General features: G+C 40.7%; 13 protein-coding genes and 1 pseudogene. 8 read left to right on the top strand and 6 right to left on the bottom strand.

The features are described from left to right. Positions 1 to 32: 32 nt before the first annotated feature. On the top strand, positions 33 to 1,148 hold the full coding sequence (locus AC1RRY_RS00900; RefSeq protein WP_492818910.1) for an acyltransferase family protein: 1,116 nt from the start codon (positions 33 to 35) through the stop codon (positions 1,146 to 1,148). Here AC1RRY_RS00900 and AC1RRY_RS00905 read toward each other — a convergent pair. Further along, positions 1,135 to 2,640 carry a DUF6734 family protein gene (locus tag AC1RRY_RS00905; RefSeq protein WP_492818908.1) on the bottom strand — a complete coding sequence of 502 codons (1,506 nt, stop codon included), beginning with the start codon at positions 2,638 to 2,640 and terminating at the stop codon, positions 1,135 to 1,137. The two genes, AC1RRY_RS00900 and AC1RRY_RS00905, sit on opposite strands and share 14 nt — an antisense overlap. Before the next feature lie 318 nt (positions 2,641 to 2,958). Between AC1RRY_RS00905 and AC1RRY_RS00910 the strand changes: the two genes are divergently transcribed. The 5 genes from AC1RRY_RS00910 to AC1RRY_RS00930 all read left to right on the top strand — a co-directional run bounded on the left by AC1RRY_RS00910 (position 2,959) and on the right by AC1RRY_RS00930 (position 7,432). Beyond that, positions 2,959 to 3,396 (top strand): PqqD family protein, encoded by a 438-nt coding sequence (locus AC1RRY_RS00910; RefSeq protein ID WP_492818906.1) that lies wholly within the window; start codon positions 2,959 to 2,961, stop codon positions 3,394 to 3,396. After that, positions 3,377 to 4,375, top strand: coding sequence for a hypothetical protein (locus tag AC1RRY_RS00915; protein WP_492818904.1), 999 nt, complete (start codon positions 3,377 to 3,379; stop codon positions 4,373 to 4,375). Before AC1RRY_RS00910 ends, AC1RRY_RS00915 begins: the two co-directional genes overlap by 20 nt. Beyond that, a complete protein-coding gene (locus AC1RRY_RS00920) occupies positions 4,365 to 5,036 on the top strand; it encodes a glycosyltransferase (protein ID WP_492818902.1) in 672 nt (223 codons plus the stop codon). The genes AC1RRY_RS00915 and AC1RRY_RS00920 overlap by 11 nt, the downstream gene beginning before the upstream one ends. Before the next feature lie 6 nt (positions 5,037 to 5,042). Continuing rightward, complete coding sequence (locus AC1RRY_RS00925; protein WP_492818900.1) at positions 5,043 to 6,158, top strand: nucleotidyltransferase family protein; 1,116 nt, start codon at positions 5,043 to 5,045, stop codon at positions 6,156 to 6,158. Between the two features lie 146 nt (positions 6,159 to 6,304). Continuing rightward, complete coding sequence (locus AC1RRY_RS00930) at positions 6,305 to 7,432, top strand: dienelactone hydrolase family protein (RefSeq protein ID WP_492818898.1); 1,128 nt, start codon at positions 6,305 to 6,307, stop codon at positions 7,430 to 7,432. A gap of 29 nt (positions 7,433 to 7,461) precedes the next feature. Here the strand turns inward: AC1RRY_RS00930 and AC1RRY_RS00935 are convergent, their stop codons facing one another. Next, complete coding sequence (locus tag AC1RRY_RS00935) at positions 7,462 to 8,286, bottom strand: SGNH/GDSL hydrolase family protein (RefSeq protein ID WP_492818896.1); 825 nt, start codon at positions 8,284 to 8,286, stop codon at positions 7,462 to 7,464. A 205-nt stretch (positions 8,287 to 8,491) separates the two neighbouring features. On the opposite strand from AC1RRY_RS00935, the gene AC1RRY_RS00940 reads away from it, so the two are divergent. Beyond that, a complete protein-coding gene (locus tag AC1RRY_RS00940) occupies positions 8,492 to 10,228 on the top strand; it encodes a DUF4091 domain-containing protein (RefSeq protein WP_492818894.1) in 1,737 nt (578 codons plus the stop codon). Between the two features lie 35 nt (positions 10,229 to 10,263). Further along, complete coding sequence (locus AC1RRY_RS00945; protein ID WP_492818892.1) at positions 10,264 to 11,370, top strand: SGNH/GDSL hydrolase family protein; 1,107 nt, start codon at positions 10,264 to 10,266, stop codon at positions 11,368 to 11,370. A 1-nt stretch (position 11,371) separates the two neighbouring features. On the opposite strand, the gene AC1RRY_RS00950 is transcribed toward AC1RRY_RS00945, so the two are convergent. From AC1RRY_RS00950 to AC1RRY_RS00965, 4 genes and pseudogenes are all read right to left on the bottom strand, one after another. Next, positions 11,372 to 12,361, bottom strand: a complete 990-nt coding sequence (locus tag AC1RRY_RS00950; protein WP_492818890.1) for a VWA domain-containing protein — start codon at positions 12,359 to 12,361, stop codon at positions 11,372 to 11,374. A gap of 76 nt (positions 12,362 to 12,437) precedes the next feature. Beyond that, complete coding sequence (gene murQ / locus AC1RRY_RS00955) at positions 12,438 to 13,265, bottom strand: N-acetylmuramic acid 6-phosphate etherase (protein WP_492818888.1); 828 nt, start codon at positions 13,263 to 13,265, stop codon at positions 12,438 to 12,440. Between the two features lie 67 nt (positions 13,266 to 13,332). Further along, on the bottom strand, positions 13,333 to 14,451 hold the full coding sequence (locus tag AC1RRY_RS00960; RefSeq protein WP_492818886.1) for an FG-GAP and VCBS repeat-containing protein: 1,119 nt from the start codon (positions 14,449 to 14,451) through the stop codon (positions 13,333 to 13,335). Between the two features lie 108 nt (positions 14,452 to 14,559). Next, a pseudogene (locus tag AC1RRY_RS00965) lies at positions 14,560 to 15,936 on the bottom strand (FAD-binding oxidoreductase).

Below are 15,936 nucleotides of genomic sequence, written 5' to 3' on the forward strand. Positions count from 1 at the left end.
TTATTGCATTCCTCTAAAGCCCTAACTCCCCTATGTCAGATACAGTTCATTTAAAGGGTCTTAACGGAATACGGGCAATTGCAGCACTATGTGTTGTGATTCATCATATTTTTACCAATTTAGGATTATTCGGACTAGACCCCTACATCATCTGGGGTAAATTAGAAGGTGGTAAACCATATAGTTTCAGAGTAGGGTCTTTTGCTGTAACCATATTTTTTACTTTAAGTGGTTTTCTGATTACTTATCTGCTTCTGAAAGAAAGGCAGGTGAAGAAAATAAACATCAGAAATTTTTATCTTAGACGGATTCTGAGAATATGGCCTCTTTACTTTCTGATTCTTATTGCTACACTCACGATTTTCGAATGGGTTGGTGTAGAATATTCAAAGAATTCAATACCGTATTACTTACTTTTTATAGTAAATATAGCCCTGGTTATCAAGCAAGCGCTTCCTTTTCTGGACTTCTATTGGTCACTCTGTGTCGAAGAGCAATTTTATTTGTTCTGGCCTGTCTTCATTAAATTTTCAGGGAGTAAGTATCTGAGAAACTCAATAATGCTGCTAGTAGTTTTAATTATTTTAAGAGGGGCTTTCGGTATTCTGAAAACACATAACCCGGTTTTCGAAAACTATAGTAATTTCTTGGGGCAAAGCCGGTTTCATACAATGATAATAGGAGGGATAGCCGCCATGCTATTCTTCGAGGGTAATAAACTTTTTGCGAAAGCTTTTACTAATAAATTTGTTGTTTTAGCGGCATGGATACTTATTTTTTTGCCGATTGTTAAGGGTTTCATAATTAACGGATATCATGAAATTGTATCAGTGTGTACAGTAGTCATTATTATTTCACAAATAAGTGAGAGAAACAGATGGATAAATCTTGAAAATAAAGTCATGGATTTTTTAGGTAGAATTTCTTATGGAATATACATGTGCCATGTTATAGTAATATTTATGGTTAGTAAATATCTTATCCGATTCGAAACTCAAAACTTCATGAACTATATCTTGGTATTTGTTCTGGTGGTGTCTATAACTATTCTGGTAAGTACTTTGCTATATCATTATTTCGAGAAAATATTCTTAAATCTAAAAAAACGATACTCGTATATCGAAGATAGTGGGTTCAGCAAATCCTGATCAGGTCGTTTGAGATTAACTCTTTCAATGTTTCATGAATCATACCTTTGGTCTTCTGATTATTTTCTTCAGGATATTGTGAACCCCAGGCCAGGTATAAATTTTCTATAGACATTTTCTCTTCAAATAACTCCATAATCCGGCATTCCGTTTCAGATAACAGGAACTCCTGAAAGCAGATTTTCTGAGAGTCAATAATTAAATTATACCAGTAATTTTGTGTTTGATAGCTCAAATCATTAAACCAGTTGTACTTACTTTTAAGAATTTTAGACGGATTCAATTCAAAAGTCAGGTCTATAATTTCAGCGTAGCTTTTTGAACAAAAATCCAGATGTATTTCAAAGTTGCTATACAGAACCGCTCCATTTGTGGTATTCAATAATTGTGAAAGAATAGCGCATCTGGCATTTTCAAAAGCAAGACAGTCTGAAAGTTTTTCTGTTTCCGGGTGGTTCCGGATTTCATCCTCAGAAATTTCAGCGGGATTAACGCCAAAAATACTTTCAGTTCTAATAAAAGGATGGTTTAAAATATCTACGGGTTTATCGAATAGCCATTTTGTATGTGGAAGTCTTTTTTCATTTTTCGGATTCAGAAAGTTACTGAAACCCGCTGCTGAATCTTCTGTTGATGTATATAACCCATTAATTTTTGCCAATTGCTCAGGCCATAGGCGGTTCAACCAGAATTCCATTAAATTGCAATAGTGCAATCGATATCGATTGGAACCTAACAAATGAATGAACCCGGGGGTCTTTGAAACAGGCGAAATCTGGTTAAAATTTAAAACCTCATGAAAATTAGTTCGGAATACAGGCTTCTTTAAAAATTTGATTTTGATTTGCAGATAATTGATCAGACATATAAAAAACGACTGTTCAATGTAAATACTCAGAAATTTGAATTCATCTTTGTGGGCTTCTATAATTATCTGGTTTGTCTCAAGAAAATTTACTGCTTCCTGAAAGAAATCTTTAAAGACCCCGGGGTTTTGTCCACCAATTATACCTGCATTGGCTGCTAAAGCTGCCTTGTTGAAAGAGTCTAGAAATTCAGGGAATACAGCTCCATGTTTTTTGAAACTCAACCATATATCCCGGTAGGCAGGTTCATCCATTTCAAGACTTTGTGCAAAAATATCCGCCTCAAAGAAACCTTTCTGGGGTAAGTCAAACCAGAAAACATCCCCGTCTACATGTACAAAGGGTACATCTTGTGCTGCGTAGGTGTACATTTTTGCCAGACCCCACGATTTTTTTATCAACGCTTCTTTACCTTCTAAATCTTGATGAATTTCATCATATTGCAAACCTGTTTGCTGAACCAGAAATTCGAATCCCGCCGAGTTACAGTACAGATGTACATTCCCGAAGTTTTTTTTCAACAAAAAATAGCTTAACGACCAGCTTATGCGTTCAAAACGCTCATTTATCCATCCTCCATGCTTTACTGAGTCTTCTGTAATCCAATAACTTTGAACTGCATTCATCGATTAGCTTTTGCCGGTATAGTTTAGGTTTATTATCAGTTTAATACATTGCTAGGGCACATAAAATTAGGTATTTAATCATTGTCTCATTGATTTTAATTCTTATTTTTATCAGTAAAGTAGGCTGAAGTTAAAACAAAGCAAATAAGTGTGTAATTTTGCGAGATGCTTCGCCAGAGTGGAGGAATTAAGTAAGGATATTTTTTCTGGGATAGAAAAACAATTGCACTAATATTGTTCAGAATAGGGGATTTTCACTTCGGTAAGTAACTGCTCTTTAGAAAAATCAAACAATTGAGATAATATATATAAGAATCAATGAAAGCGTATCAGTTAGACGGGACGAATATCGCGCAAGAGGTATTCGATAAAGAGGCGGTTTTAATAAATATACCGCAAGGAAAGTACTACAGTGTAAGGGGATACACCGGTATCAGAATCCTCGAAATTCTACAGGAACCAGCCAGTTTGGAAAGCATCTGGAACATTATCGAAAATGAGTTTCAGTTAAATGAGACTGATGCAAAAACAGAAATAGAACAGTTCTTTAATCAGTTGAAAGATGAAGAAATAATTGATATCAGTACGGAAAGTGTTTCGGTAAAAGTAATAGAGGTCAATTCAAAATTACCTTATGAAAAAGTAGAGCTTGAAATATTTGATGATATGCAGGAGCTTATTATGCTTGACCCGATACATGATGTAGAATCGTTTAAAGGATGGCCTCAAAAAAAGGATGAATCTGGCAATGGTTAATCAGGAGATAGAAGGATTTCTTAAAGCTGAAAGCCACTTCAGTATAGGAGGGTACGTTTTCAAAGTTTTATCTTACGGTGATTTTGATTCCCATGCTTATCTCAAGGCAATGGGACATTTAAAGCTTGATAGCTTAAATAAAGCTGAGGTAACCATTCATCTGATAGAATCGAAAGGTACCGGACTGAGGCCACCACAGGAATGGCTTGATTGGCCTGATATTGACCTTTATAATGGAGAGTTACTTAATTTTGGCACCAACAGAGCCATCTTTAACTCAACCGAATTATGGTTTATTTTTGTTGATTACGACTCAAAGTCGATTTACTATTGGGTAGATGATTTTTCAAGGCTTCCGACACGAGAATCGGCTATTCCGCTAATTTTGGTTTTTCATTTATGGTTCGATGCCAGCCCGCTTTTTTTATGTCACTCAGCAGCACTTGGTATTGTTGATAAAGGAGTTTTACTGACAGGAAGGGGGGGCTCCGGGAAATCGACAAGTACATTGTCGTGTCTGAATACTGAAATTAAATGTGCAGGCGATGATTTCGTATTGGTTGATTCAGAAAAAAGCATAGCTTATAGCTTATATGGAGTAGCCAAATTGAATATAGACCAATTCGAAAACCTGCCACATTTGAAACCATTGATTTCGAACAGCAACCAGATTCCTGAGGAGAAAGGGCAGGTTTACATCAACGAGTTTTTTCCTGATTCGATGATCAATCAGTTTAAAATTAAGGCTATACTGCTTCCGACAATTACGGGGTTGGACGATACCTTTATTGAGAAATGTTCAAAAATTGAAGCCATCAAGGCACTAGTGCCCTCATCAATCTGGATTTTAAAATCAAATAAAAAGGCAGTCGAAAAAATGAAAGTACTTATTTCGAAAACGCCTACTTTCAGATTAATGGCCGGAACAGAATTAAACCAGATTGCCCCTACCATAACCTCGTTTATTTATGAAAGTTAGTTTAATCATAACAGCTTATAATGTGGGGATGTATCTTGTTGAAGCCATAGAATCTGCGTTTAATCAAACCTACCCACACATTGAAATTATTGCAGTAAATGATGGGTCAACCGATAATACGGCTGATATCCTGGAATTGTATAAAGACAAGATCAGGATTGTTCATCAGGAAAACAAGGGGCTTTCCGGAGCGCTTAATAGCGGGCTAAAAGAGGCAACGGGCGAAATGGTTGCATTTCTGGACGGGGACGATATTCTGGTAAATGATAAAACTGAAAAGCAATTGAGGGAATTTGAAGAAAATCCGAAACTCGAAGCTACATTTGGTAAGATGGAGCAGTTTCTTAGTCCTGAGATTACGACTCAGTCAGATAAATTTCAATTTCATAGAGGAGAGCTATCGTTTCAATCGAAAATGACACTTTTAATTAAACGGGAGGCTTTTATAAAGTATGGAATGTTTCCTGAGGTTGATGTGCTGGATTTTGTAAAATGGTTTGATTCGGCTAAGGCAAAGGGTATTGTTTTTAATCAGACAAATGACCTCGTTGTGAACAGGCGAATAAGGGAAAACTCTCTCTCGCAGAGCGAAGATTATTATCCGCAATTATTACGATATCTAAAAGAGCGAATCAAACAGAGAAGAGCTACAGTTAATTAATTTCAGATGGGTGGGCATTTTCCGGATACACAGCAGACACTACTCTTGAAATCGGCTTTAAACGACCGGTTGAAGGCAATCAGGTACTTTGCAGATTGGTTGGAAACGAATAAACTGGACAAACTTAATCCTGCATCTGAAACCTTCCTGTCTGATTTCATGGATAGCATTGACTTGGGTAGCCAGCGATTACTGCCTATGGTAATCCATAATCTGAGTGACGATGCACATCCTTATTTTAAATTTCTGATCGGAACTCGGAAAAACTACTGGGTAAGAAATAAACAAATAGAACATAGAGCTCAGCAGGTAGAGCAGATTCTGGAAAAGAATGGTATCTCTTTTATGAGAATAAAAGGGCTGGATTTGGCTTCAGGATTTTATAAGAACCCGGGTCTCCGACCCATGTACAACGGAGACCTATTGATTCAGTACGAACATAAAAGTATGGTCTTTGATTTAGCCGGAAAAGGGCTTTTCGAAAACAAGGCCAATACCTACAGACCAAAAGCAAAACATATTGCACCAACCATACACCTCGAATACGAAGGCGACATAGCTATTGATATACACTGGAGCATTTTCAGAGAATATGCGCACGTTTCTAATGTATCTGATTTTATCTGGCAGAAAGCTGCAAAAGAAATGAAGGCAGGGGTGGAGCATTACAAAATTTCGGCCACACATGCGCTATTTGTCAGCCTTGTTCAGGGCAGTAGATTTGAAACGGTACCTCCGATCAGATGGGTGCTTGATGCCGGAATGATTATTAGTAACTCGGATATCGATTGGGATGAGATTCTGGAATTAACAAAACAGTTTCATTATAAGCCTTTCCTTAAAAGAGCATTGCCCTATCTCGTCGATCAATATCAATTTGAGTTACCAGCCGGGTTTTTAGAAAAACTGAAGAAATTAGAGATAAGTGAAGCAGAAGAAAAATATTATCGTTCTGTATCAGTAAATAACAGGAAATACGGACTACTGAGTTTAATATGGTTTGATGTACAGAAGAAAATATACTTTCATAACTTATTTCTTAAAGGCAATAGCCTTTCAGCGTTTAGCTATCTTTTTACCTGGTATTTTAATCGCATTAAAGCAGAGTTATTCAGGCAATAAAATGCACTTTCTCTTTTTTAGATTTAGCTACTGCCTTTTAGCGCCGCCGTCAATAATCACCAATAAAAATGCTGTCTCAGGCAACTTCTCTTCCGGTTTGTGCATATATAGCTAAAAAGCTATTACCTATTTAATCATTTTCTTCAATGAAGTATTCCTATTGTATTCTGTTTATTATGGTCTTTGGGCTGACTGCCTGTCATAAATCAGTTGAAAACGAAACCAAAACGTATAAAGCGACCTTTAAAACAATTCATATTACAGATAAAACCAGAAAATACAAACCCGGAGTTGACTCGACGCATCGTTTATATAACCGCCCGATAGATATTGATATCTGGTATCCTGTAAGCAATTCTCCGACCGACTCAACATTAGTTTTCGGCGATTATCTGAAGCTGTTTGAACAAAGGATAAATTGGTATACAGATTCAGATATGGGAAAGGGTTTTTCAGGGAAATTTGCGCAAATGCTCTCGGAGGGTTTTCAATGTGCTGATTCAACAAAACTGCTGAGATTGCCAACAGAAAGTCATAAGCACAATGGTGCTATTGAAGGCGGTTTTCCTGTGATAATCTATATGGCCAGTTACAATGGCATGGGACAGGAAAACTACCTGATGTTTGAGGCTTTAGCTCGGAAAGGGTTTGTTGTGGTTTCTGTTAACTCTATCGGAAGGTTTCCGGGTGATATGACCATGAAAAAAGAAGATGCCATGGAACAAGTAAATGATGCCATAGCTTCTGTCAGATATTTATCTGCACATACCAACCTGAAATTTGATAAAGTAGCTGTAATGGGCTATAGCTGGGGAGGATTAACAGGGGCTTTAGTAGCCGATAAGCTTCCTGAGGTGAAATGTGTTATTTCACTGGATGGCTCCGAGTTCCATCATTACGGATTGAATAAAGAAGAAGATGCTGGCTTCGAAGGTATTCTGGACAGTCCGGCTTTTCAACAAATGGCATTGAAAAGTCCATATCTACGATTGGAAAGCTCACCGGTTAGCCAGGCATCAGCCAAAGATTCTGTCAATAATTTCCTGCAGAAGGTTTCCAAAGACTATCTGATCCTAAAAGTTGATTCTGCCGAACATGGCGATTTCTCAGCCTATCCTTTCATTGTAAAATCTTCCGGTAACTGTAAACCATCAGGTACATATCAGACTATTATCAAACTGACAAGCGCTTATTTAGAAGAACATTTGCAGGGTAAAAATTCTTTCAATAAAGTGTTGCAGGAAGAATTGAATAAAAGTGTGAGAAAAAGATAATAGGCGAACTGAAAGTTCGCCCCACAATCCTAGTATTTCTTCATGATCTTTATCAGCGGCTTGGCTATCAGCTCGTAACCTTTATCTGAAGGATGCAGACCGTCATAAGTCATATCTATAGATTCTACCGGATATGGGTATTCATCTGTTTCCGGATTGAACGGTATATTGATAAAATCAGGGAAACTGTAATTGGTATAATTGCCCGTCTGTGGATTTTTAAGGCGTTTGAATTTTACCAGATGCTCCATTTCCAATCCTTTGGTATGATACAAATCAACTACCGGAAACTTCTCATACTTCCCTATGGAATCAATAGCCATGGCAAAAGATTCAAGAGTTTGTTCTTTCTTGGGCTTATAAGAACCATGGGCATTGTTCTTGAAATTGAAAAGATAGACAAAGTCTACACGCTGCATGGGTGTAATCAAAATAATCGGCGCTTTTGGATTGAGGCTGCGTAGTTTATCGACAATGATTCTGAACGAACCATATACTGTGTTATTGCCGGTATTATTTTTATAATCAGTCAGTTGCCCCAATGGCCTGCCTTGCCACCAGTCGTTCGTACCCAGAAAAACAGAATAAACATCTGCTTTAGTCAGATTCAATTTCTCAATTGAATTGGCAATTCCGCCGGATGTCCACCCATTATGCCCCTGGTTGATATATTTAATGTGAGGTAGTTTTTCAACTACCATCGTCATGTAACCTTTCGTAATGCGGTTATCGGTTTCTTTCTGATGATCGTTCAGGTAAGTAATAGAGTCACCGATGGCAAACCATGAAAGTTCTTTAAAGGTAAACGAACTGAAAAAAGCCAGGAGGACGATAGTAAAGGCTAGTTTTTTCATATGCTGAATATTTTAGGTAAGTAAAGTTAAGAATTTTGAAAATGTTTTCGGTGTTTCAACAATCATTTTATGTTGGCAAGATAACGAACTTGCTATGCGTATTCCAATCTTCTTCAAAAGCGCTAAAAACTGTTCAATATTTTCGTTTAATTTGAAATAGAATTAAATCCTCTGTTCAACCAGATAAAACCTGAAATACCTACGAATGAAAAATCTGTTTCTGTGGACATGTTGTTTGTTCACCAACTTTTCTTTAGCCCAGGATGTAAGCCTTGCCCTTCAAAAAAAGCCCGATGTCAGTTCTGCACAAATAATGACCCAATGGGGCAAAATAAATAAGAATGTAAACGTAAGCTTTGCTTCAAGCAGTAAACGCTTTGCACAAGAGTTACCACCAGCCATAGAAGAAAGCCGGACATGGACAACCAGCGCCTGGAAAGGGGAAAAAGTACATACACAGGTTTTGCTATGGGCAAAAACGGATGTAAATAATGTAACGATAAGCGCAAGTGATTTAAAAAGTAAGAATGGTGACCTGATAAAAAAGGCAAGTATATCAACCGGATTTTTGCAGTATGTAATGACTGACGAGTTCAGAAATGGTTGCGGATACCGGAAACCTTATGACTTTGACTCTTCAAAAGTAGCAGATATTATTAATGTTGATCTCAAAAGTATTCAGGTGCAAAAGAATACGACCCAGCCTGTGTGGCTCAGCGTAAAAGTTCCGGCAGATTGTCAACCGGGGGTATATGCCGGTGTTGTCACTGTATCAGCAGATAAAAAATATACGCTCAATGTTACACTGAATGTAGTAGATAAGACACTCCCGCCACCTGCTGAATGGAGCTACCGGCTTGATTTCTGGCAACATCCTTTTGCCATTGCCCGGGTGCATAAACTGGAACCCTGGAGCGATGCTCACTTTGCCATGATGCGGAAGTATTACACCATGCTTGCTGATGCCGGACAGAAAATCATTACCACCAGTATTGTGAATGAACCCTGGGGACACCAGACTTATGATGATTTTCCGAGCCTGATCAAATGGACTAAGAAAAAGAACGGAGAGTGGGTGTATGATTACTCTCTCTTTGATAAATACGTAACCTTTGTAATGAGTTGTGGTATTAAAAGCCAGATTAACTGCTATAGCATGGTGCCGTGGAAAATTGCCTTTACCTATTTTGACGAAGCCGAGGGGAAAGAAGCGGTATTTACACAGGCCATCGGTACGCCCGCTTATAATGAGTTCTGGAGAACGATGCTGACGGATTTTACTGCGCACCTGAAAGCAAAAGGCTGGTTTGGCATAACTACCATTGCCATGGACGAGCGCCCCATGCCAGCCATGCAGTCGGTTATTAAATTATTGAAAAGTATTGATACAGGCTGGAAAGTCTCTTTAGCAGGAGACTATCACCCGGAAATTGAAAAGGATATTTTTGATTATTGCGTGGCATCAAGATGGAAATACCCTGACGAGGTTTTGCAACAAAGAAAACAACAAAGCAAGATAAGCACCTGGTACACCTGCTGTGCCGAAAAATACCCGAATGCCTTTACATTTTCTCCACCGGACGAAATGGTCTGGATGGGGTGGTATACAGCCGCTACCGGTATGGATGGATATTTACGTTGGGCGTTTAACAGCTGGCCTAAAACTCCGCTGACCGACAGTCGTTTTACGGCATGGCCTGCCGGAGATACTTTTCAGGTTTATCCGGGTGCGTTGTCATCTATCCGTTTCGAGAAGATTATAGAGGGTATCCAGGACTTTGAGAAGATTCAGTTACTGCGGAAAGAATACCAAAATAAACAGCAGACAGAGAAACTTAATAAGCTGGAAGCAGCACTCAAAGCCTTTGATATTAAGCAATTAGAAACCGTAAGTGCAGAGGTGACAATCGCTCGAGCAAAGCATCTCTTAAATGATTTTTAAGTAATTATTCATCAAGAACCGAATCAGACCTTGTTATGAAATATACTCTTTGCCTTTGTTTCATTCTCATTACTTTTTCATCATGGGCACAAAAGATAAAATGGTGGGATCCGGCGCAGGCTACTTATCCTGTTATTGAGGGTAGAGCCTGGCATACCAACCTGGTAAGACCCTACGACCGGCTGCCTGCCAAAGCGGAAAAAACGGTGAGAGATGCCGTGTGGTCGTTGGGACAAAATACGGCAGGAGAGTATATCAGGTTCACGACCGATGCCACTGAAATTACGGTTCGTTACCAGATTACCAAAAACAAAAGCATGGACCACATGCCAGCCACCGGTGTAAGCGGGGTTGATTTGTATGGACTGGATGCCAGCAATAACTGGCACTGGATACGGGGCGCCTATAGCTTTGGTGATACGGTTCAATATAAGTTTATGAACGTAATAAATGCAGTCCCCTTCAAAGAGTTTCGCCTGTATTTACCCTTATACAATATCCCTAAATGGATGCAGGTAGGTGTGCCTGATAACAAGGCTTTTACACCCTTGCAAGTAAACAATGAACCGGCTTTGGTGTTATATGGCACCTCTATCATGCAGGGAGCCTGTGCCAGCAGACCAGGCCTGGCATGGACAAACATATTGGGGCGCAAACTAAACCTGCCAATTATTAATCTGGGTTTCTCGGGCAATGGCCGATTGGAGCAGCCCGTCATCGACTTAATGAATGAAACCAATGCCCGGCTGTTTGTGCTCGATTGCCAGCCTAATCTGGTAGATAAGAAAGTGTATTCAGGAGCCGATATAAAAAACCGGATTCGTAGTTCTGTCAAAAGCCTGCAAACCCACCACCCGGAGGTACCGATATTATTAGTAGAGCATTGTTGTGGTGTGCCCGAAGTGGGAGTAGACACGACTTTCTTTAACCGGTACAAATGGAGCAGCGAGGTAATGAACAAGACCTTCACAGCCATGAAAAAAGAAGGCGTGAAGAATATTTACCTGCTTACAGTTAAAGAAATAGGTTTCGACTCCGCCTCAACGGTAGACGGCACTCACCCAACCGATATAGGCATGATGAAATATGCAGATGCTTATGAGAAGGTGATTAAGAAGATTTTGGGGCGGAGGAGGAAGTAACTCAATCCTCCAGAATATTCCCAACAAAAGTATTTTTAAAGAAAAAGGCGGTGAGTAGAAATACTACTGCCCAGTTGAGGTAGATGTAGTAGAAATCTTCCACGTCGCGGTAGATGCTGTCTTTAATTTTTACTTTTTCAAAGCGGTTAATTTGAGCAAATATGCTCTGCAGTGTCTGGTTATCAGTGGCAGTAAAGAACTGGCCGTTGCCTTGTTGGGCAATTTTCTTTAGGGTGCTTTCGTCTACTTTTACATTCTGGCTGTCTTTCCCTACCAGAATGGTGTACACCTTTATGCCGAACGATTTCGCTAAGTCAGCTGCCGTAAGTGGGTCGAGTGTACCGGCTGTATTGTCGCCGTCACTCAGAATAATAGCCACTTTACTATTGCCGGGTACTTCACGCAGGCGATTGATACAGGTAGCCAGTGCACTGCCAATAGCAGTGCCTGAGGTTTTTATCATATTGCTGTTGATCTCATCCAGATACTCATTCAGCATATCATAGTCGGTCGTAAGCGGACAGATGGAGTAAGAATCGGCCGCAAAAATAACCAGCCCGATACGATCCTGAAAACGGCCTTTCACGAACTCGCGTGCTACATTTTTGGCGGCGTCCAGGCGGTTGGGGTTCAGGTCTTTTTCAAGCATCGACTCTGAGATATCCATCGCCAGCATGATGTCGATACCCTCTGAAAACTGTTCTTTGCTTTCTCGTACCCGTTGTGGTCTTGCCAATGAAAGTAAAATAAAGGCAATGCCCAAAACAAAAAACAGCGGTGGGAGAAATCGCAGATAACTTATCCAACTGGTTTTTAACTGAGGATTGCTCAACGACAAACCCAGCTTCTGTTGTCCCCGGTTGTAAAACAGCCAGCGCAGCAGAAACAGAAAAGGAATACCGGCAATGCAATAGAGATACACCCGCTCAGCCCAAACGAACGAACGCAGGGTTTCCCATTTAAGCCAATCTATTGAAAACCAATCCCACATAGTTAATTAGTGAATGAGTGATTTAGCGAATTAGTGAATAATTATTGAGAGAATGAGCGATTTAGTGAATGAGTGATTATTGGGGTTGCTTGTAATTATCTACTGCGTTTCTTACGCTGCCGTGTTTCAGCACAAGCACGTGCGCCTCTTCATGCGGAATCTTTAATTCGTTCATTACCATTCTGGTGGCACGTTCAATCAGTTTCAGGTTGGTTAGTTGCATGTCTACCATTTTGTTGCCACGCACGCGTCCCAACTGAATCATAACCGATGTTGAAATCATGTTCAGCACAAGCTTTTGTGCCGTGCCTGCTTTCATGCGTGTGCTGCCTGTCACAAATTCGGGTCCCACTACGGCCTCAACCGGATATTCCGCCTCGGCTGCTACGGCACTTCCGGCATTACAAACCACACAACCGGTGAGAATACCATGCTGACGGGCGGTTTTTAAACCACCTATTACATATGGCGTTCTTCCTGAGGCAGCAATGCCAATGAGGGTGTCCTTATCGTTGATTGTATATTTGGCAAGGTCTATCCATGCCTGTTCAATGTCATCTTCTGCGTTTTCAACGGCTTTTCTGATGGCCTTGTCGCCACCTGCCATAATGCCTACTACCATGCCATGAGGCACCCCAAAAGTTGGGGGACATTCAGAAGCATCCACAATACCTAAACGACCGCTCGTTCCGGCACCAATGTAGAAAATCCTGCCACCGGCTTTCATGCGAGGTACTATCTGGCTGACCAATGCTTCCATTTGCGGGATACATTTTTCTACAGCATCGGGCACTGTTTTATCTTCGTTGTTAATATTTACCAGCAGTTCATGCACCGACATCTTTTCAAGATTATCGTAATGTGAACTCGATTCTGTTGCCAGTTTTTCTAAGCCAAGAGACATATTTTGTTATTCGTAGTGTTTTAAATGTTTTATTATGATGCTAGACGATTTAAAAATTGTTCTACGCCTATTTATTCCAATAAATTATCAGATTCTTACTCGCCCTGCCCGCAGCAATGATTTCCGGTCGGCCGTCACCATCCAGGTCAGCGCTTTGCATATCTTCGCAAGCCATGGTGTTGTCGTCAATTACATGTTCAGTCCATTGAGTTAACGAGGCATCCGGAATATAAAACCTGATTCCAACTTTTTTGTCTTTGTTGGGTTCACGCCAGCCAACGGCAATCTGCGGCCTGCCCAGTTTCAAAAAATCGGCTAAAGCCAACGCATGTCCCTGATTCAGATTTTCGTTCAGCACTACTGGTTCACGGGTATCACTCACCCAAACCAGCTTAGTGCCATGCATTGGCTGTACGGTTGCAAAATAGCCATTTTTGTTTACTTCTGCATATTTCACTTCACCTATCATCATGTTATTGTGCTCTTTGCCCATTTTCTCCCATTTATCGGTGTACTGGTAAGTGCGTAAACCCTCTTTTCCTCCGACGGTAAGATAGGTAGTGTTTTTCTCTTCTTTTATTTCAAAATTATGGGTCAGGTGCATGGTCGAATCAATCAATGTTCGCTTCCATTCTGTTTTAACATTCTTGGGTATATCATAAGCCCATATTTTTACACCAGCCCCTTCACCATTGCGATTGCCCAGGCCATGTAAGGGTACCACCACCAGTTGATATTTGTTTTTAGTCTTTACCCATTTCATGCGGTGGATGGTTACTTCATGATGCAGCTCAACGGCTTCCCATTTCTGGGTAGGGTCGGCAGGGCGAATCAGATAATGTACAGAACCCGATTTACTGAGGTCGTTGGTTTCAGCCGGATTCCAGTTAGCGCCTACGGCTACTTCTACCTTGCCATCGCCGTCTATGTCGCGTGCAGCTATGCACACATTGTCGCGGGCTGTCAGGTTCTCAATCATCACAAAGCGTTTCCAGTCGCCGTTTCTATACCATACAAACTGTTTCTGGTCTGCCATCAGTATATCCGGTTTTTTATCCCCGTCTACATCGCCAATAGCCAGTCCGTAACCGATACTTACCTGATTGTCGATGGTTTGGGCCACAAAATTAGGGGTTTGGGCAAAACAAAGCTGTGCAGAGAGCAGCGTACATAGTAAAGTTTTCATAGGTTTGAGGGGAGTCAGTAAAACATACTGCAAAGTTTACAATAAAATTCATTTATTGCGATTTGAGCAGCGATAAACTTTACTGTATCTGATTGAGAGGATGATTGATTACTCAACACTGGGCAGCAACTTGCCGGGATTCATGATATTGAATGGGTCAAGGGCTTTTTTGATAGCCCACATCATATTTATGGCTTCCCCATGTTCCATAGCCATATAGGGTAGCTTACCTATACCTATGCCATGTTCTCCGGTACAGGAGCCTTCCATAGCTAAGGCTCTTTTTACCAGTCGCTTGTTCAGGGCTTTGGCTTTTTCAAATTCTTCCGGCTTGTCGGGATTGATGACGATGGTAAGATGGAAATTTCCATCACCTACATGGCCTAGAATTGGGGCTAAAATACCTGTTTCCTGAATGTCTTTCTGAGTTTCAGTAATACACTTCGCTAGCCTTGAGATAGGAACACAAACATCGGTCGACATCAATTGTCCGTTTTCAACCAATGCCACAGAAGCAGGGGCTGCATCTGTTCTTGCTCTCCACAATCTAGTGCGACCGGCTTCGTCTTTCTCCCAGATAAACTCTTTGGCTCCAAAACTATCGGCTATTGTCTATACACGGTTGATTTGCTCTTTCAGCTCTACTGCAGAACCATGAAACTCCAGAAAAAGTGTAGGGGATTCTTCGTAATTAAGGGATGAATACTTGTTGATAGCCATCATCATGTGTGCATCGAGCAGTTCGATTTTTGCGATGGGGATACCTGTCTGAATGGTTTGGATGGCAGTATTTACGGCGGCCTCTACAGTGGGGAAAGAGCAAACCGCAGCATGAATGGCTTGCGGATAGCTATGCAATTTAATAGTGAGTTCGGTAATAATACCCAGTGTACCCTCCGCTCCGATGAAAAGCCTGGTGAGGTCATAACCTGCCGAAGATTTTCTGGCTTTGCTTCCGGTTCTGATAATCTGACCGTCAGCCATTACCACCCGTAGCGTAAGCACATTTTCTTTCATGGTGCCGTATTTCACTGCGTTGGTTCCTGAAGCCCTTGTGCTGGCCATGCCTCCGATGGTAGCATTAACCCCAGGACCAATCGGGAAAAAGAAACCACTTCCCAACAGGGCTTCATCGAGTTGATTGCGCGTTACCCCCGGTTGAATGGTGACATACATATCAGCCTGATTGATTTCGATGATATGGTTCATCAGGCGCAGATCTATGCAAACGCCTCCCTGCAAAGCCAATATATGGCCTTCTACAGATGTACCTGCACCGAAGGGAATAATGGGTATGCCGTTAGCAGCACAAATTTTGACTATCCCGGATATTTCTTCTGTAGAAACAGGATAAACAACCCAGTCGGGTGGGGCGCAGGTGTGGTAACTGAAACCTGCCCCATGTTCGTTTCGGATAGTTGCATTGTCCGTTACACGGTCTTGTAACAGATTTTGTAATTGCTCGAAAACCGGTTGTTTATCCAT

The organism is Emticicia sp. GW821-FHT11C11, from assembly GCF_058808615.1.